This window comes from Mycobacterium riyadhense, from assembly GCF_963853645.1.
GTDB classification, from domain to species: domain Bacteria; phylum Actinomycetota; class Actinomycetes; order Mycobacteriales; family Mycobacteriaceae; genus Mycobacterium; species Mycobacterium riyadhense.
On the sequence record NZ_OY970456.1, the window covers coordinates 3,407,949 to 3,424,635 of the forward strand.

Consider the following 16,687-nt stretch of genomic DNA (forward strand, 5'->3'; position numbering starts at 1 on the left):
ACCAAATTCGACCCGCTCGTCGGCTTAGACTTCAGCAATGTTCTCGGAGACGCGCTATGCGATGAATGGGGATTTGCGTGTCGCGTATCGCGCTTCGGGTGAGGGCGAGCGCGACATCGTGGTGGTCCCGAACTGGTTCAACTGTTGCGAAGTTCTGCCCGAGCTACCGGCGATTCAGGCTTGGGTTGAGGCGATGACATCGCTGGGTCGGTTGATCATTTTCGACCAGCCGGGCACGGGCGCATCCGATCCGGTCTCGACGGGTGCGTTACCGACGTTGGAGCAATGGTCCGACAGCATCACCGCGGTGTTAGACGATCTTGGGAGTTGCGAAGCGGCTCTCGTCGCGTCGAGCGCTGCGTTCGCGCCCGCGGCGCTGTTCGCGGCCAGCCATCCGTCTCGCACCACGGCGCTCGTCGGGCTTGAGGTCTATGCGGATCCGACGGCTGAGCGCACCGATGAGCTCACTCCGGAGAAGTTCTTCGATGCCATGGTCGCCGTGTGGGGAACGGGGGAGTTCCAACATGTGCTCAATCCCGATATGCCGTGGAATGAGGAAATCCGGGCAACGTGGGCGCGATACGAACGTTTGTCGGCCAGCCCACGGACCGTTGCTCTCATGATGCCGGTGGTGTCCGAATTGGAGATACGGGCGCTGCTTCCGACCGTCCACGTGCCCACCCTCGTTGTCCAGTACACCAACGACTCATTCGTCCCACCCGCTTATGGCAAGTACGTCGCCGATCACATCCCGGGTGCGAAGTACGTTGAGCTGCCGGGGCGCAACCTCTACCACACCGTTGAGCCGTGGCGTGCGTCGTTTCGGGAGATCGCGGAGTTCCTCACTGGCGAGCAGGCTGACGTGGCCGATGATCGGGTGCTGGCGACGGTGTTGTTCACCGATATCGTGGATTCGACGCGCCGGGCTGCAGAGATGGGCGATCGTGACTGGCATGCGCTGCTCGATGCTCATGACGCCGTCGTGCGGTCGCAGCTGGCTCGGTTTCGGGGCCGCGAGGTGAACACTTCAGGAGACGGTTTCCTTGCGATGTTCGACGGCCCGCAGCGAGCGGTCCGCTGCGCCATGGCGATCCGTGATGCGGTGCAGGCGTTGGGAATAGAGGTGCGAGCTGGGTTGCACACCGGTGAGTGCGAGGTCCGCGGCGACGACATCGGCGGGATCGGCGTGCACATCGGCGCGCGGGTGAGCGCGCTGGCCGTGCCGAACGAGGTGCTGGTGTCCAGCACGCTGCGCGACCTCGTGATCGGGTCAGGGCTCGACTTCGAGGAGCGCGGCGCTTACCAACTCAAAGGCGTGCCCGGCGAGTGGCGGCTTTTCGCCGCCGCTTCTTCGTAAGCTTGAGCGTCGAAAATTGGTGTGCTGCAATGTGACTCGCTATCTTGACTGGTAGCGGTGCATGTTCAAGAGGTGCGACTTGGCTGGATACTGGCCAGGCGATTTCCGGAGCGGCTGCCTGTGGGTATTGCAGAATTCAAGCAGGCGACGAAACAGGGAACGTCACCGTTTCCGCTGGACGCGCAGGGAAGGAGGCGCGCTTGTCCGTTCTCACTGAACCTGGGGCAAGATTCTCATCGAATCTGGGGCACGCGTGCCGGACTCGGTGGGGGCACGGCGACATCCGCGACCCAGCCAGTATCAATCTTCACGGTACCTTAGGACGGTCTAATCGGCGGTCCCAGAAGGCACCACCCACTGGCAAGGTTGGCCGGTCACTGCAGAAATCAGGTCGAAATCTGTGTCGTAGTGCAAGACGGTCAGCCCATGTTCTTCGCCCGCGGCGGCGATGAGTAGGTCAGGGATCTTGCGGCCGCGCTGGCTTCGCTGAGCGAGGAGCCGTTGCACCTGAAGCGCACGACGATAGTGCGATTCGGTCGATTCGATAGGCTTGAATACATCCAACGCCGCTATTAAGCGGTCCCACCCGGCCTCATTCCGTGCCGAATAGCCGACCTCGAGATCGGTGATACGGGCACGCGCGAGTTCGCCCGAAGCCGCGAGGGGTTCCACCGCATGCCGCACGTTGGCCTGGCCAAGTCGCTTGATCACACTGGTGTCGATGAGAAACGTCAGCGCCATGCCTCAGCGCGATCGTCAGATGGTGCGGCGGCCAGTGCGTCCAGTGCGGCGGCCACATGCTGTAGTCGGTTCGACGTTGCGTTGCGCAGAGCCGCATTCACCGTCTCTTTGATCGTGGAAGTCCCCAGTTCTGCGCGAGCCATCTCCAATGCCTGCTCGTCAAGGTCGATCAGATGCTTCCCCATAAACCCAATATATACACGAAATCTCGCGATATATACGCATGATACGGTCTGGTCGAAGGTGACACGCCCAGGTTCGATGACGAGTGCCCAAGGTTCAGTGAGAACGGCCAGCGCTCTCGCGATCACCGAGTCCGCCGAATCGTGAGCATTCCACTTCGGGCAGGCGCTCGATCGGCTCGCTGTTGGGGTTGAATAGCCCCGGCGCCACAAACCACTTCGTCACAGTGACGTATTGGCAGCGGCGCGAGGGAGAGGGAGGGATCGCCGCCTTTAACTGGTAATGGTGCGTGTTCAACAGGCGCGAGTTAGTCGCTTGGAGTCAGTGGCTTTGGCTTGGTCGGCGCGGCATAACGCCTGAACGATCGCTTGCGTCTAGAACTTGATTGGCAGCGTCTTTGGACATGTGGGGCATGCGTCAACCATGCCGGCGGGCGCACGAAGCCTGGCCGACCATCAGCTCAGCGCGTCGCATCAATAGCCTCTGCGCCGCAAGGCAATTCGTCACAGTGACGTATTCCAGGTGGCATGGGGGGTCGGTGGTCGATGGCCCCACTACAGGGCCGGCCGACTGGGACATCCGCAAGGTTCCGCCTAACACCCGAATCATTCATTAGGTGATTGAAACCCTGCTGAATCTGTTCCGCGCAAGGTCAGCAGGGCCCTTACTGGCACCGGTCGGATGAGAAAGTCATCCGACGGCCAAGGCGTGCAAGTTTTTTCACTTAATGCAACTCGCTACCCTTAGCTGGTAATGGTGCGTGCTGCAGAGGTGCGAGTTGCCCGAGCTGGTCTGTCGTAGCGACCGCCCCACGTCAGCCCGCTCGGGTTATACCGGGTTATACTACCTGTATGAAAACAGCTATCTCTCTCCCTGATGAGACGTTCGATCGTGCCTCCCAGCGTGCGAGTGACCTTGGCATGAGTCGATCCGAGTTCTTCACCCGAGCTGTGCAGCGCTACCTGGACGAGTTGGATGCCCAATCGCTGACTGGACAGATCGACAGTGCTCTAGGGCGCTTCCATGGCACCGACGAGGCGGAGACCGCCGCCGTTGCCATCGGGCGTCGCGTGTTGGACGCCGTGCACGATGAGTGGTGATGAACCGCGCTGATATCTACTGGGCTGACCTTGGACCGCCGTCCGGAAGCCGCCCCGCCAAGCGCCGCCCGGTGCTGGTAGTCCAATCCGATCCGTACAACGCCAGTCGCCTTGCGACTGTGCTCGCCGCGGTAATCACCTCAAACACCACGCTGGCGACGATGCCTGGCAACGTGTTCTTGCCCGCAACCGCAACAGGGCTCCCACGCGATTCGGTTGTCAACGTCACGGCGCTTGTCACGCTGAACAAGACTGACCTCACCGATCGAGTTGGGGATGTACCGCCCAGCCTGATGCACGAGGTCGACCGCGGACTTCGTCGTGTGCTGGACCTCTGACCGCCCGCGTGATGCGACGAAGGCCGACAGGTCTCTCGACGGTTCAGATGACCCGTAGCGCTCGAGGGTTCGACTCGCAAATCTGTTGCAGCACAGTGCAACTCGCGCTAGTTAACTGGTAACGGTGCGTGTTCAGGAGGTGTGGCGGGCCAACTCACGCAGAACACACTGGACGTGGGGTTGACGAATCCACACCAGCAAGTGAGGTCGCAGGCCGGGACGGCGCGGGAACCGAGATAAGCATTGTGACGTGCTCATATCAGCCAATCGTCAAGAGGTGCGAGCACTTTCATCTAATACAACTCGCAGTATGCAACTCGCAGTGGTTGTTTGCCGATAAGCGACATTATGTCAAGTTAAGTATGCCATGTTCATCAGATGAATCGCGGACGTTTCAAGTTACGCTCGCGTCGCGCACCGGATCAATTTGACCAAAGCGCCTTGACGCCAACGGTTTATAGCGACCTCGCCGGGTTGGCGGGCGACAGCTCCGAGAACCACAGCGCCGTCGGTAATGCGCTCCTCGGGAGGCCTACCCGCCCACGACCCTGGCCCCCGTTGAGTCCAGGACACGACCGGGTTGAATCCTGGACTCACTTCAAGCTCGACCGAATTGTCTTGGAAGCGCAAGACACCGGTGCGCCGCGGCACATCGACTTGCTCGGTTCCGCCGTCGGTGGGCGAACGCGACACCACCTCGAACTGTCCGATTGTCTCGGCAATGCTGTCCGGGAAACGATCGGCCATCACCCGAATCTAGGCGAAATCTAGGCAAGGGTGGCCGCAGAATGAGGAGACACGACGTAGCAGCGATGAGCGTAGCCGAGCCCGGTTATTCGCTGAGCCGACTTCGACGATCTTGTTCAAAACACGGTCAGTTTCGGGCCAGACGATGTACGCCCCACTGGTGATCGTGCCCGACGCCGGTGTTACCAACGGACCGTTGGCTCAGTTCGACATCAATATCCGAAGTGTGAAGGCGTTTAAACATCTTCAGCCGCAGGTGTACGCCCCCGGCATCGTTCCGCTGTCAGACCTCCAACTGCTGGAGACGGCCAATTCCACCGACACGACGCGCGTCCTCGTGCGGTTACTCGGCGCCCCGGGTGTGGCCAACCATCCCCTGAATGGCGAGCTTGCCAGTCTCTCGGTGGAAGCCTCGCCGCCGATCCGCCGCTTCTACTCCTGACAGGGCGATTCGCTGAGGGCGCGGTCGCGGTTGCCCCGCCTAGGTGCATCATCTTCGACTAGGCTGTGTAGCGGTGTCTCCTGCCGGCGCGAACAGTCGGCGACATTCGCCCTGAGTTCGCGGCGCCGTGCCAGCAGGTTCGGTCCTATCGCGGGCAGCGGAACCATTGCGGCGGTTGGTGGCCCCTGGCGACGTCAAACCGTCACGTGAAGTTTGAATCATGGTGTGAGCGTGACCTTCTGATCGCGTTGGACTCCGACCCCGATGTCGCCGCGGTTGTCGCGCAGCCGGTCGTTCTGTCGTTCGAGGCCTCGGATGGTGGCCGGCGTGAGCATGTGTCGATATTTTTCGTCCGAACGACTTCTGGCGCCGCGGTCGTCAGTGGCGTTTGGCACCCCCCGCTTCTAAATGCCCGCCTGGCCGTAAACGTTTTTGTGGATCGTTTCGCAGATGTCCTCGATGGGGATGTCGTTCGCGTCATGCCCGAAGGGGCTTTCGATCTCGACGCCGATTTCCTCGATGCCGAAGAACGTGTAAGCGATGATCAGGATGTCGACAATGGTCGTCCAGCCGAAGGTCTCGACCATGGCGAAGGGGAGGGTGAAGCAATAGAGTACAAGCGACCGGCGCAGGTGAACGGCGTAGGCGAAGGGCATCGGCGTCTTGCGAATTCGTTCGCAGCCGCCGAGGTAGTCGATCAGGAGCCGGATGTTCTCGTCCATCGACGTGAGCATGATGTCAGAGATCAGGCCGCGCTCGCGCGCCTCCCGGAGGCAATCGGACATGTTGCCGGCCACAGCGAGAGCGGAATGCTGGGCGTCGATCGCCTCCTGCGCCTCGGCGGGCGGGAGTTCGGTGATTTGCGGCCCGAGGCCTTCGGTACCGCGCAGGCTGTGCATGGCCGCCCAGGGAAAGGCGGCTGTCCATCGGGTGAGTCGGGCGACCAGCGCCGGATCCCCCTTCATGTATACGGTGGCGCTCCGGACGAGGTTCCGTGTTTCATTCACGATCCCTCCCCATAGTTTGCGTCCCTCCCAGAAACGGTCATAGCTGGAGCTGGTGCGGAAAACCAGGAGGAGACCGAGGGCGAGGCCCATCAGTGTGTGCAGCTGGAACGGCATGCCGACCGGAGCGACATATTTGTGAAAGGCGACAACCGCCGCCGACCAAGCGACGCATAGGGAGACTCGACCGATGATCTCCCGGACCAGCGAGCCGCGGATGTCAAAGAAGTGGTCCAGCCATTTGTGCGAATCGTATTGGATCATAGTTAATTTCGCGTAGTTGGGATAGGCGGGCTCAGCAGGCGCCGACGCCGGGTTCTTCGTGAGGGCTTCCATGGCGACGGGCTATGGAGCGCTCCAACTGCGGATCATTCCCCTGCCGCACCGCCGCCGGATCGTCCCAGATTTCGATGTCTGGCGCAACATCTGTTATCCACGTCGAAGGCGCCGCAACTGGTGGCCAGTGGAAAGTCCCCACTGGTGGCCAGGTGGAAGTCACCACTTTCGCATGGCCTAGCCCAGACCGCGGCCGAGGCCAGCGAACCCCTTCGGCGCGCTATAGCGGATAGCAGTGCCTTGGAAGCCGTATTGGTCACGAGCACTCAGCGGATAACCTGGGATGCGGACACACTTAATCCCCTCCCCGATCCTCCTGGTGGCGTCCGGAATCCGGTGTAAATCGGGGGTGCAGGTTCTGGCTTCGGTAGTGAGGTTACGCCGTGGCGCTGATGGTTCCGGTGGTGCTGTTCGCGGGGTCCGGGGTCTGGTGGGGTCGTAGTTGTCGGGTGTAGCAGGTTGCAGCGTAGGTCTTGGAGCTGGCGCAGCCCGGCGGGGGCCATGGTCAGTCCGCGCCAGCCGCGCGATGCGCGGTCGAGCACGGCCCAGGCGATGCCGATACAACTAGTTTCAGCCGGGAAGTGGCCGATAACCTTTGCGCGGCGGCGGGTTTCGCCGAAGGTGCGTTCGATGAAGTTTGAGTGCCGGATACGGTGATGAAGTTCCGGCGGGAAATCGCAGATAGGCGGTCAGTCCCTGGCGATCGGTCAGGGCGATCTTCATCCTGACTTTTATCACCGTTGGCAGAGACAGTCCAGGTCCGGCCCCGCCTAGGTGTCGAGGAATTCGACGCATCTTGATACCACCGATATCCAGCGAACTACTGCATATTGCAACAGCTGAATCACCACTGGTGCTTGTCCTGGCCGCCGCTCATCCCCTCGTGTTCCCCTGTTGCCCAAGTCTTTCCGCCCGCCGGGGTTCAGAGCTCGAGGCCATGGTTGCGGTTGCGATCACGTTGGGCGATATTGATCAGTTCTGGTAAGGGCGTCGAGGTCCTTGGCCCGCGCGGCGGCAGCCTTGGATTTGATCACGTCATCCAGTCCGGCGACGGTAACGGAGATTCCGCCGATCGAACGCGCCTGTGCACCGGCCAGGAGGCTGTCGTAGCCGTCCGGGAACCCTGCCGGAAAGAAGGTGAGGTCCAGGTCGCCGGCGGCGGTGCGCAGGTTGAGCATCTGTATGCCGCGCAGGGACTCCCCCGTGCAGGCGAACGGCAGACCCTTCGCGCTGGTCATCGACGCGGATTCCGGCGTGCAGCTCGCGCAGGGCACCTGACAGCCGCTCGAGGTTTGTCCTGCGTTGTCGAAGGGGTGACATCGATGTCGTAAGTCGGCCGGCGCGAACCGTACGGCTGCCGCCATCGGCTTCTACGTACATGGCGATGCTGCCGCGCCAGCCCGTGATGTCGAGATCGTAGCCGGCAGCAGATCCCCCGGTGAACTCCACTCTCGGGAACCACAACGTGATGGTTTTCTGTTTTGCGATCTCACCGAGATTGGCGGCGAATAGTCGCCAAAAGGTTTCAACGCCCTCATCGAAATCGTCGTCGCCCAGCCGAGCCATGGTCTGATTCTGCACTGCAGACCGCACATCCATTGGCTATCGAGGCTGTCCGACGCTCATAGATCGAGGACGATGCGCAGTGCCGCATCAACGCGGCGCATGTCATCGAAGCTTAGGAACCCGACGGTCTTGCCGAGTCGGCCCGGGTCGACTGCGGCGGCCTGTTCGGCAAGCACGCGGGTGTTCACGCCGCCGATTTCAACTTCGGGACGAAAGCTCGCGGCTCGAGCCGACGTGGATGTTGGAGCAACCAGCCACGTCGACAGGGGCAGTTGATCTGACTGGACTACTACGGCGTAGCGGGAACCGGACTGCTCGTGACCGCGACTCCCCCGCGGGGCACGCAACTGAAAGACCTCACCACGCACGCAACGTCTCCATGTCGCGCAGCACCTGCATGGCCTCAGCGCGGTCGGACTCGTCTTCAGCAAGCCTTTCCGCCTCGGCACGAATCGCCGCGCCGGCCTTCCGTCGTGCGGCATCGATAAGAGCAGATCGAACGGCTACGGACACGGCGGTTCCATCTTTGGTCAAGACCTCCAGCGCCTTCGATGTGTCTTCGTCGGGCCTGAAGGTGATTGTGTCAGCCATTGCAACAGTGTACGACGTTTTGTAAGACGACCGCTGGATCCACATGAGCGTTTTTCACCCAGCAGCGGCAACTCCAGCAGCGCCTATCCACCGACAGCCGGTGTGGCCGGTAGCAAACAGAACGTGCGCGTCTGGATCGTCTCGGCCATTGCTCTCAGTGGCACCCGTGCCACCATAAAGACCAGGGGCTCCAGTCCTGCCCAGCGCTCGCGTCGGCGCTCGACTCAGGTGGAATACGACGGAATCGAATATGGCGGGTTGCCAGTAAAACACTGCATATTGCAACAGGTTGGTCGCGGCTGGGGCCCTTACACGCCGATTCCTGCTAGGTGGTCAGGTTGGACAGAGGGCCTCGCCCGCTAATTCGGGACTGGTCCGCGGTTATCGTCCAAGGGGGAATACGGCGAATTCGAATATGGCGGGTTACCGGTAGCAAGTTGGTTATTCGCATGTAATGCGAATACGTCTGCTTGTGGTACTGCCCGATTTCTCAGACCCATCCACATTCGTTGCAGCGACCGCCTGAATCCAAGCGAGTGAGACGCGAGCGATCGTCGCCGCTACCGGGTGTGCTCCAATGTGAGCAGCGGTTTTGGGCTGACATGGAGCTGCTTAACACGAGTTGAATGCGAGCAATGGCTGGTGTTAACCATTGTGCATGGAGCGCATTGGTGGGTAATGCCAGCATACCCACGACTCGGACTCGGCGAAGCTGGCTCGCGCTGTCCCTCGCGCGCTACTCGCCGCCGCAGGCCGCGACGGCGCGGCAAGCGTTGAGTCTCCTACCACGGCAGCAGCCACGGGTGACCGGATCGCCAACATCAGCGCGGGTGCCGCAAGAACAGGTCGCCGCAAGTGGTTTGTGCATGCACGGATATGAGCGTGCCGCGATGTTCGACAACCGCAGCGGGGGGCTGCGATGACTGACCATCTGATCAACGGGGCGGAGAAGCACACCGTCGACCACACGGCCGATTCCGGTATGACGTCCACGGTCGCGCTCGCCGGCTGGCGGCCTGGCCTGACACCTGCCGCGTTCGCCCCCGACGACATGCCGCGCATGCTGGCGTGCTTTCGCCACCCGATGCATATCGTGCGCCACGAGCCCACCGGCCATCTGGGGCTGGCCGTCGGCGGCGAGATGGTGCCCGCGGGCGCGTCAGCGGTATCGCTATTGGGCAGCTTGCCGCCGATATACCCGTATTGAGCAACCCAGCGATGCCAGGTCGACTCAGCGATCTCTAGATGCCGGCACACCTCGGCCAGTTCCTGACCCGACGCGAGGAGCTTGTTGCCCTCGGCCAGCTTGCGGATGATCTGATCCGGCGTATGCCGGCGGCGCTTGTTTGCAGCCATGTCGTTGCTCATTCTTCCCGCCCGAGCACCGGGCGACGAACTCGCATAACGACTGGTCCACTACAACGGGCTCACCTGACGACCACGAGCGACGCGGACAACGTCGTCACGGAACTCCCTCGGATACGGCTTTGCCATGGTGACATCCTTCCAGCCCGCCCATACCGGGCGCCCGATCTCAGGTGTCACCTATTCGTGCAGCAGACCCTCCCATGTCCAATCACCGAGGACAAGGCCCAGTTTTGCGAGCTCGCTGGGTTGTGTGAGCCATGATTGACACTCCGCTCCCGCGCCTACTCCTTGCTGTCGCGCAACTCGGGTAACGGATTGTTGGGTGTCGAGTAGCGTTGCGACTTCAGCGACCAGTCGATGTTGCCCCGCATCCACTGGTGCATGCCGTTGATGTAGGGGTCCAAGACGTCCTTGTGCGTGCCCCAGCCGGACAGGGCAGTCTCGATGCGCAGGAAATCTTGCAGATCCCTGTTGACGATGTCCACCGCCTGCGCTGCGGCCTCGTTGAACGAGAGGTGCTCGCTCGTCATGAGCAGATGCAGCAAGTTCGGTGGGTTGTCGTGTGCACGAATTTCTTTGTCGTAGGACATTATGTCGTTGACGAAGGCCACATGGCGTGCGCACAACCGGCGCAGCGCTTGGATGCGTTTGTCGTCGCGAAGCGGCTGCGGCAAGTCAACGCCGGCGGCGAGTTCGACGACGTCGATGCAGGTGTATACCCCGGAATCCATGTCGCGCATCGACATGTAGGAGTCCAAGCTGTGGTGGTTACCCCGGCGCCAGCGCCACGCACGCATGCCGTTAGCCACGCCACGCAGTAGATAGTCCTCGGTGGAGGCGAAAAGCTGCTCCATCCACGTCGGGCTGGCTAGGCGCGCAAACGAATCCCGCAGGTCGTGGGTGACGCGGGTGAGTACCGGATGATCTGGGATCGGCGTGCCGTCCTCGAGCAGATCAAGGATCGCGACGATCAGCCGACGGACGCGCGCCCTGTCGCGGCCGAGTTCGGGGTTCTCGTCAAACTGATCGTCAATCAAGAACAGGAAGTTGAGCCACGATGAGCTGGCCACTAGCCGATCGAGGCTCGCATAGGAGTACACGTATTTGGCTATGCCGTTGTAGGCGTCGAAGCGGCGCTGGCCGATCTGGTCGATGACACCGACCTCGCGGGCATAGCGACTCATCCACTCCTCGGCCTGCGACCCGTACGGACTTACCGCGAAGTCGCGAACTACGTCGATGTCCTTGACTGAGATTCTGCGTGAGGCAAGCTCGGGTTGGTAATCATTCTGGAGAACACCAGGTGTGCCGTTGGATGAGTCCGCAGACATTAGTGAACGTCGTGGGAAGATTCGGTGCGGCCGGGTTGTCATGCTCTCCGCACTTGCTTCGGTAGCGCAAACCGTGCCGTTTCGGTTGCAACGGAGCGTTCTTCGACGATGATCGGGCCGCGTTCGGACAAGGTCTCGACGACCCGGTCCACCATTAGCGGCGGGGCCGAGGCACCCGCAGTGACGCCGATGGTTTCGGCGCCGTCCAGCCAGTCCGGGTTGATGTCCTCCGGTCCGTCAATGAGATAGGCCGCCGAACCGCGGCGTTGGGCAATCTCTACCAATCTCTGCGAGTTTGACGAGTTCTGCGATCCAACAACCAGAAGAACGTCACAGTCCTTCAGTATGGATTGCACCGCACGTTGCCGATTCGTGGTGGCGTAACAGATGTCATCGGATGGCGGTTCGCCGAGTGTGGGAAATCGCAGCCGCAGCGCCGCGATGACTTCTGCGGTTTCATCGACCGCCAGCGTGGTTTGTGTCAGATAGGAGACCTGCGCGTCTGCCGGGAGGTTCAACGCGGCCACATCGGCTGCGGTTTCTACCAAAACCGTTGACTGCGGAGCGACTCCCAGGGTGCCCTCGGATTCTTCGTGGCCACGGTGGCCGATTAGCACCACCGTGTCACCGCGGGCGGCGAAGCGCGCAGCCTCAGCATGAACTTTCGTCACCAGTGGGCAGGTTGCATCGACCACCTGGAGCTCCCGCTGATCGGCAGCTGCGCGTACCGCCGGGGAGACACCGTGAGCTGAGAACACAACCACCGCTCCCGGTGGCGCCGGATCGGGGATGTCATCCAGTTCGTCGACGAAAATTGCTCCCCGAGATTGCAATTCAGCGACCACGAAAGTGTTGTGCACGATCTGTTTGCGCACGTATACCGGCCCCGCGGCCTGTTGCAGAATGCGCTCGACCGTCTCGATCGCACGCTGCACTCCGGCGCAAAACGATCGCGGCGAGGCCAATAACACTGTCGTATCTTCGCCCTCAGGTGCACCGCCGCCGGCGGCTGGTGTGGTCAATTCAATCGGTGCTAGCACCGGAAACATCACCTGTCTCGACTGATAACTAATTGCGCCAACGCGATCAGATCGGCGGAGCGCGCCGGATCGGGCAGCGCCGCCATCGCGGCTCGAATGTGGTCATCGGCATACCGCTGCGCAGCCCGACGGCCCCCGGCCGTCTCCACCAATTCCGTCGCACGTGCGACATCAGCGATGGTCATAGGCGCGGTGGACCGATAGAGCTCGGCCAGCTGGCTGGCCGAATCCGAACCCGAATTCAACGCGGCAATCACCGGCAGGGTTGCTTTGCGGCGGGTGAGGTCGTTGCCCACCGGCTTTCCCGTGACAGTGGGATCACCCCAGATACCGATGACGTCATCAATGATCTGGAATGCCAAGCCCAGCTGGTAGCCGAACCGCTCCATTGCTGAGACAGTCGCGGTGTTCGCACCGGCGCTCAACGCCCCCAGCGCGCTAGCACAACCCATCAGCCCCGCAGTCTTACCCGCGGCCATCTGCAGGTACTGATCCACGGTCACTGCCCGGCGCGTCTCGAATTCACAATCTTCCAACTGGCCAGCGCATAGTGCCGCGCACGCCGATTCCAACCGCGCAACCGCGCTCATCGCAACCGGCTGAGCCATCAGCTCAGCCAAAACCCGGCCAGATAGCGCATGTAGCGCGTCTCCCAGCAGGACCGCGTTGGTTTCCCCCCACACCGCCCACACCGTTGGTCTCCCCCGGCGGACCGTATCCCTGTCCATAACGTCGTCGTGCACCAGAGAAAAGTTGTGCATCAACTCCACAGCCGCTGCCGCGGGAGCGGCGTTACTGGTGTCCCCACATGCGGCTGCCGCGCCCAAAACCAGTGCCGCCCGAATCGACTTGCCCGACCCACTGCCTGACCCCTGTCCGTTGGTATCCCACCAACCCAAGTGATAGCCGGCCATTGTTGCTAGCGGCCCACTTATCCACCCCACAGCAGTACGCAGCACCGGTTCACACTCACGCTGGGCCCGCTTTAATAACAAGCGCCCAGCTTCGGGGGGAGCCTCACGGGCCCCGATCACTGTCGGAGGCACAAGGTAGTCCTAGCCTTCCGTAACCGCAAAGCTTGCGGAATGCTTTGTTGGGCAGCGAGCACAATACCATACTGTCTGGTATGGTATCGAGACCTCGTACCTGCGGAGGGTGAAGTAGCTATGCAAGACAAGAATGGTTTCGGGGGCAAGGTAGACACCGGAAAGACCTGGCTGTCGTCACAATCCATCGGTATCCAGCTGCTGATCTGGAACACGCTTGTCTCGTCGTTTTGCCTGGCACTGTTGATGGCGACCCGCCTCGAGCCGTTGGTGGCCACCATTGTCATCTCAATGGGTCTGCCCGCGGTTCTGATTGCCACCAAAAAGGTCCATTTCCGAAGAGTGCGCAGCATGCAACTCTTCCTCATCGAGTCGTATTTCATGTTTGTTGCGGTGCTGTCGATGCTCGCGATCCTCGCCGGAACAGACCAGATCAATCGCTATGTTGGCTACCTCTTCTTCATCTTCTTTGCATTGCAGACAGGCGGTTTCGTCGTCGACCAAGTTAAGAGGCGGTCGGCTTTGGGAATTGCTTCGACGATTGGCGGCGCCTCGGCGATCTTCCTTTGGGGCATCACCGTTGCCGGATCTTCCGCCGTCATCGACCATGCAGGCCGATTCCAAATGTGGGGCGAGAACGCACCGGCGCTTATTCAAGCGATCTACGTCGTTTGGGTAATTCGCGTTCTGCTTGAAGGACGACCGTTGCCGAAGGGCCAGTGTGAAGTGCCGCCGAAGCTTACAGACCTTGGCGCACACCTGAGCTCGACCGCAATTGCACTGCTTTCCGGGCAGTTCTTCTTCGCACGGCTGCTGACTGCCTCACAGTTATTCCTCTTTGATGGAGTGCTTCAATACACCAACCGAAATTTCATCTCTTCCGAATTCCTGATGCTCGACGAGTCCGCCCAAAAGCGGTTCCAGATGAGCTATCAGCGCCGCATTTCGCACGCCCTCTTCGCGATCATGGTCGTGCTTGTGGCCATGTCTTGGCGGGAGTCGCTAGCGCGCCTGGGGTTCATCTGATCTGGCCCGCCAGGAAGTGGGTAACACTCACTGGAAGATTGTGATGGATATCGTTGCGGCCTGGGACCATTCGTGTGGTAGCAACGTAGGGGTCGCATGCGGTCGTCTGCTACGGACTGGAACGTGGCATATTGCTCCCTTCGTCGAGGGCACCATGACACGTAACCGCACGAAGGTGCGCGACCAAATCATGTCATTGCAATTTTGTCAGCGACCACTGGGTCCTGCTGTGCCTGGCGGCGCCTGCCCTGCACGTAGGCGGTTGCTGTCTTGAGTCCGCGCCGGCGTCCCGTCGCCGGGTCGGTGTTCGCGAAGCTCTGGAGCTTGGCGAACATCCTCTCGCTGCGTGTCTCCGGCGCGTTGTCGGCGGTGTCGGTTAGGTAAGTAGTCCTAGCCTTCCGTAACCGCAAAGCTTGCGGAATGCTTTGTTGGGCAGCGAGAACAATACCATACTGTCTGGTATGGTATTGGGACCTCGTACCTGCGGATCGGATCCTTTCAGGCGCGACACGAGGCGTTGAAGTTTGCGTGGTGGACGTGCTTATCTCCTAGCCCGAAGTTACGGTGTCCCGCGAAATGGGTGATTGTTTGCGGATCTCTGTAGACAGAAACTACAGCGGGAAGCACGAGAGTCGAAACATGAACGCGGCCAAAGCAAACGCCTAGCAATACGGTACTTCAGCTTGACGACCCCGACACTGAAACCAGGGCGACGACACGCCGAGAAGGCCCGCCCAGGTTTCAGTTTCGAAGCCGGAAGGATGGCTGACCCGCGCCGCGCTGCGTACCTTCGACATTCGCCCGAAGACGTTCCCGTGGCGTGTTCAACCGGGCGCTTTCCTCATTCCGACACTCGATGAACAGCTAATTCATCCGTGGATTCAGGCTCAGGGTGTCGCCGCGGCGTCGCTGCGTAGCGTCGCGTGGCACTGCGGGCAGCGGCAGCGAATGTCTAGCCAGTCGCCGTAGCCGGGGTGATCGCGCCACGCGACGGGTAGGGCGTTCAAAGCGTCTTCGATCGCGGCCCAGATCGCGTGCGACGGCGCCAGATCGGGGGCGGCGGCATGTATCCGAGCTTCGGCGGCCGGATTCGGTTCGTGTGGTGCGTTGGAGATGGGTGCGAGGGTGTTGATGGCTTTGAGCACCCGGGTTCGGCGTGCGGCGTATGGAAGTGCGGTCAATTCGTCGGGCATGATCGGCGATCCGAAGATGTAGTCCTGCGCGGTGTGGCGGTACGGGACCTCGAGTTTGTGGTTCAGCGGCTGTTCAGGTAGACCACCGGCGAAATGCAGGGGCACGATCGGCAGTGACATCTGCACCGCCAAGTCCAGCAGCGTGGAGGTCAGTGTGCCGACCCGCTGCGTCGATGAGGTTTGGCGGGTGCCCGTGGTATGGACCATCAGCGAAGAACCGCGCTCGGCAATGTCGTGCCGCGCTTTTTCGAGAATGGTGAAGAAATCGTGGGGTTTGCTTTGATCGAAATAGTGAATGTTGCGCAAGCCGGTGGATTCTCCGCTGCCCAGCGCCCGGGTCAGTCTTCCGAGCCAGCGGTCTTGATGCTTGGCGTTCGATATGGTGGCCACGGTGACGTTCCAATGCCACGGGCGCAGCCCATCGGCCAATCGCGCCTCTGGTGGTAGTCCGAATCACGCTCACGCCAAGCAGATTGTCGAGCACGGTGCTGCCGTTCTCGGTGGGTATGCGCGAAAATAGCGTCAGTAGGGTCTGGTAGCTATCCGTGTAGATCCGCAAACTGTGCTCGGTCGGGTGATCGTCCGGGAGGCGAAGACTCTTAGCTTTGCCGCCGGCTTCGGGAGCGGCTTCGCACGTCGTGACCCGCAGTCCGGCTTCGGCCAGCATCATGGCGGCGGCCATCCCCGCGATTCCAGCACCGGCGATGACAACGTGAGCTTCGGCAGGCATCGAAGGTTTCATGTGGCCTCGTACTCGCTCCTCACCAAACCCGGAAAAGGTTGGAGCATCCCTGGCTTCGCGACGTGCGACGACAAACCCAACGTCCTCGACCTGCTTGGCGCTCACCGTCGCCGGTCGGCCCGGGCCGCGGGTCGTCGACCAGTCCATCCAAGCGGGCGTCAACGAACCCGCGCCGCCACTTGCCCACCGCGGACGGTGACACCCGCTCGCGCGCCGCGTTCGACAGGCCTTGGGCGCAACCCACACGATCCGCGACCGCAACGCCAGCGCTTGGGGAGGACTTGCGCCGCCGCGCCCACCGTGTCAACGTCTGGTGTTCCTCCTCGGTCAGACCCAGCCCCCCCGTCGGGCATCCGCGTGACGTGATACGCGAATCACCCCACCTGCCAACGTGGTTCACTGGCATACACCGCCGATCCGTATCGATTGCAATTTTCGTAACGAACTAATGGCGCGGGACACAAGTTAGAGCCATCAACTAGGGACCGCCTGTTGAGGTCAGCGAGCAAAATACCATACGTTTTGGTATGTAATCT

17 protein-coding genes and 4 pseudogenes are annotated in these 16,687 nt (G+C 61.3%); 6 read left to right on the forward strand and 15 right to left on the reverse strand.

From position 1 onward, the window contains the following. Positions 1-37 precede the first annotated feature (37 nt). A complete protein-coding gene (locus AADZ78_RS15330) occupies positions 38-1,357 on the forward strand; it encodes an adenylate/guanylate cyclase domain-containing protein (protein ID WP_085251100.1) in 1,320 nt (439 codons plus the stop codon). Positions 1,358-1,684: 327 nt separating this feature from the next. On the opposite strand, the gene AADZ78_RS15335 is transcribed toward AADZ78_RS15330, so the two are convergent. Together AADZ78_RS15335 and AADZ78_RS15340 are read right to left on the reverse strand one after the other, a co-directional pair. Then, positions 1,685-2,098, reverse strand: coding sequence for a PIN domain nuclease (locus AADZ78_RS15335; protein WP_085251099.1), 414 nt, complete (start codon positions 2,096-2,098; stop codon positions 1,685-1,687). Then, positions 2,089-2,283 (reverse strand): hypothetical protein, encoded by a 195-nt coding sequence (locus AADZ78_RS15340; RefSeq protein WP_085251098.1) that lies wholly within the window; start codon positions 2,281-2,283, stop codon positions 2,089-2,091. The genes AADZ78_RS15335 and AADZ78_RS15340 overlap by 10 nt, the downstream gene beginning before the upstream one ends. A gap of 849 nt (positions 2,284-3,132) precedes the next feature. Between AADZ78_RS15340 and AADZ78_RS15345 the strand changes: the two genes are divergently transcribed. Both AADZ78_RS15345 and AADZ78_RS15350 read left to right on the forward strand, forming a co-directional pair. Further along, the gene (locus tag AADZ78_RS15345) at positions 3,133-3,381 is read left to right on the forward strand and encodes a ribbon-helix-helix protein, CopG family (RefSeq protein WP_085251097.1); all 249 of its coding nucleotides are present in this window, start codon (positions 3,133-3,135) and stop codon (positions 3,379-3,381) included. Then, complete coding sequence (locus tag AADZ78_RS15350) at positions 3,375-3,719, forward strand: type II toxin-antitoxin system PemK/MazF family toxin (RefSeq protein ID WP_083113206.1); 345 nt, start codon at positions 3,375-3,377, stop codon at positions 3,717-3,719. Before AADZ78_RS15345 ends, AADZ78_RS15350 begins: the two co-directional genes overlap by 7 nt. 399 nt (positions 3,720-4,118) lie before the next feature. Here the strand turns inward: AADZ78_RS15350 and AADZ78_RS15355 are convergent, their stop codons facing one another. Further along, entirely contained in the window at positions 4,119-4,466 is a 348-nt protein-coding gene (locus tag AADZ78_RS15355) for a hypothetical protein (protein ID WP_085251096.1), read from the reverse strand. A gap of 160 nt (positions 4,467-4,626) precedes the next feature. Between AADZ78_RS15355 and AADZ78_RS15360 the strand changes: the two genes are divergently transcribed. Continuing rightward, complete coding sequence (locus AADZ78_RS15360) at positions 4,627-4,908, forward strand: hypothetical protein (protein ID WP_169726330.1); 282 nt, start codon at positions 4,627-4,629, stop codon at positions 4,906-4,908. A 404-nt stretch (positions 4,909-5,312) separates the two neighbouring features. Here the strand turns inward: AADZ78_RS15360 and AADZ78_RS15365 are convergent, their stop codons facing one another. The 5 genes and pseudogenes from AADZ78_RS15365 to AADZ78_RS15385 all read right to left on the reverse strand — a co-directional run bounded on the left by AADZ78_RS15365 (position 5,313) and on the right by AADZ78_RS15385 (position 8,405). Beyond that, the gene (locus AADZ78_RS15365) at positions 5,313-6,248 is read right to left on the reverse strand and encodes a bestrophin family protein (RefSeq protein ID WP_239655137.1); all 936 of its coding nucleotides are present in this window, start codon (positions 6,246-6,248) and stop codon (positions 5,313-5,315) included. A gap of 376 nt (positions 6,249-6,624) precedes the next feature. Beyond that, positions 6,625-6,971: pseudogene (locus tag AADZ78_RS15370) on the reverse strand (transposase); the annotation flags it as partial. 230 nt (positions 6,972-7,201) lie between these two features. Then, a complete protein-coding gene (locus AADZ78_RS15375; protein WP_139828775.1) occupies positions 7,202-7,486 on the reverse strand; it encodes a hypothetical protein in 285 nt (94 codons plus the stop codon). A 384-nt stretch (positions 7,487-7,870) separates the two neighbouring features. Next, positions 7,871-8,182 carry a type II toxin-antitoxin system PemK/MazF family toxin gene (locus AADZ78_RS15380; RefSeq protein WP_085251092.1) on the reverse strand — a complete coding sequence of 104 codons (312 nt, stop codon included), beginning with the start codon at positions 8,180-8,182 and terminating at the stop codon, positions 7,871-7,873. Next, positions 8,172-8,405: a hypothetical protein gene (locus AADZ78_RS15385; protein ID WP_019971094.1), complete on the reverse strand. Its 234-nt coding sequence runs from the start codon at positions 8,403-8,405 to the stop codon at positions 8,172-8,174. Before AADZ78_RS15385 ends, AADZ78_RS15380 begins: the two co-directional genes overlap by 11 nt. Before the next feature lie 919 nt (positions 8,406-9,324). On the opposite strand from AADZ78_RS15385, the gene AADZ78_RS15390 reads away from it, so the two are divergent. Then, the gene (locus AADZ78_RS15390; protein ID WP_169726329.1) at positions 9,325-9,612 is read left to right on the forward strand and encodes a hypothetical protein; all 288 of its coding nucleotides are present in this window, start codon (positions 9,325-9,327) and stop codon (positions 9,610-9,612) included. Here AADZ78_RS15390 and AADZ78_RS15395 read toward each other — a convergent pair. From AADZ78_RS15395 to idsB, 4 genes and pseudogenes are all read right to left on the reverse strand, one after another. Beyond that, positions 9,603-9,761 (reverse strand): annotated as a pseudogene (locus tag AADZ78_RS15395) (transposase); the annotation flags it as partial. The gene AADZ78_RS15390 and the pseudogene AADZ78_RS15395 sit on opposite strands and share 10 nt — an antisense overlap. 293 nt (positions 9,762-10,054) lie before the next feature. After that, the gene (locus AADZ78_RS15400; RefSeq protein ID WP_139828774.1) at positions 10,055-10,957 is read right to left on the reverse strand and encodes a terpene synthase family protein; all 903 of its coding nucleotides are present in this window, start codon (positions 10,955-10,957) and stop codon (positions 10,055-10,057) included. Between the two features lie 185 nt (positions 10,958-11,142). After that, positions 11,143-12,153, reverse strand: a complete 1,011-nt coding sequence (ispH, locus tag AADZ78_RS15405; protein WP_085251090.1) for a 4-hydroxy-3-methylbut-2-enyl diphosphate reductase — start codon at positions 12,151-12,153, stop codon at positions 11,143-11,145. Further along, a complete protein-coding gene (idsB, locus tag AADZ78_RS15410) occupies positions 12,153-13,190 on the reverse strand; it encodes a geranylgeranyl diphosphate synthase IdsB (RefSeq protein ID WP_139828773.1) in 1,038 nt (345 codons plus the stop codon). The genes ispH and idsB overlap by 1 nt, the downstream gene beginning before the upstream one ends. Before the next feature lie 120 nt (positions 13,191-13,310). On the opposite strand from idsB, the gene AADZ78_RS15415 reads away from it, so the two are divergent. Next, positions 13,311-14,216 (forward strand): hypothetical protein, encoded by a 906-nt coding sequence (locus AADZ78_RS15415; protein WP_085251088.1) that lies wholly within the window; start codon positions 13,311-13,313, stop codon positions 14,214-14,216. Positions 14,217-14,404: 188 nt separating this feature from the next. Here AADZ78_RS15415 and AADZ78_RS15420 read toward each other — a convergent pair. The 3 genes and pseudogenes from AADZ78_RS15420 to AADZ78_RS15430 form a co-directional block, all read right to left on the reverse strand. Further along, positions 14,405-14,599, reverse strand: a pseudogene (locus AADZ78_RS15420) (fatty acid desaturase); the annotation flags it as partial. Positions 14,600-15,103: 504 nt separating this feature from the next. Next, positions 15,104-15,799, reverse strand: coding sequence for a hypothetical protein (locus AADZ78_RS15425; protein WP_169726328.1), 696 nt, complete (start codon positions 15,797-15,799; stop codon positions 15,104-15,106). Further along, a pseudogene (locus AADZ78_RS15430) lies at positions 15,798-16,151 on the reverse strand (FAD-dependent oxidoreductase); the annotation flags it as partial. The gene AADZ78_RS15425 and the pseudogene AADZ78_RS15430, both read right to left, overlap by 2 nt. Positions 16,152-16,687: the final 536 nt, after the last annotated feature.

Bases quoted from the DNA above. Each gene is read 5' to 3' on its own strand.
- AADZ78_RS15330 (WP_085251100.1), top strand. From the start codon at position 38: ATGTTCTCGGAGACGCGCTATGCGATGAATGGGGATTTGCGTGTCGCG.
- AADZ78_RS15335 (WP_085251099.1), bottom strand. From the start codon at position 2,098: ATGGCGCTGACGTTTCTCATCGACACCAGTGTGATCAAGCGACTTGGC.
- AADZ78_RS15340 (WP_085251098.1), bottom strand. From the start codon at position 2,283: ATGGGGAAGCATCTGATCGACCTTGACGAGCAGGCATTGGAGATGGCT.
- AADZ78_RS15345 (WP_085251097.1), top strand. From the start codon at position 3,133: ATGAAAACAGCTATCTCTCTCCCTGATGAGACGTTCGATCGTGCCTCC.
- AADZ78_RS15355 (WP_085251096.1), bottom strand. From the start codon at position 4,466: ATGGCCGATCGTTTCCCGGACAGCATTGCCGAGACAATCGGACAGTTC.
- AADZ78_RS15365 (WP_239655137.1), bottom strand. From the start codon at position 6,248: ATGGAAGCCCTCACGAAGAACCCGGCGTCGGCGCCTGCTGAGCCCGCC.
- AADZ78_RS15375 (WP_139828775.1), bottom strand. From the start codon at position 7,486: ATGACCAGCGCGAAGGGTCTGCCGTTCGCCTGCACGGGGGAGTCCCTG.
- AADZ78_RS15385 (WP_019971094.1), bottom strand. From the start codon at position 8,405: ATGGCTGACACAATCACCTTCAGGCCCGACGAAGACACATCGAAGGCG.
- AADZ78_RS15390 (WP_169726329.1), top strand. From the start codon at position 9,325: ATGACTGACCATCTGATCAACGGGGCGGAGAAGCACACCGTCGACCAC.
- AADZ78_RS15400 (WP_139828774.1), bottom strand. From the start codon at position 10,957: ATGAGTCGCTATGCCCGCGAGGTCGGTGTCATCGACCAGATCGGCCAG.
- ispH (WP_085251090.1), bottom strand. From the start codon at position 12,153: ATGTTTCCGGTGCTAGCACCGATTGAATTGACCACACCAGCCGCCGGC.
- AADZ78_RS15415 (WP_085251088.1), top strand. From the start codon at position 13,311: ATGCAAGACAAGAATGGTTTCGGGGGCAAGGTAGACACCGGAAAGACC.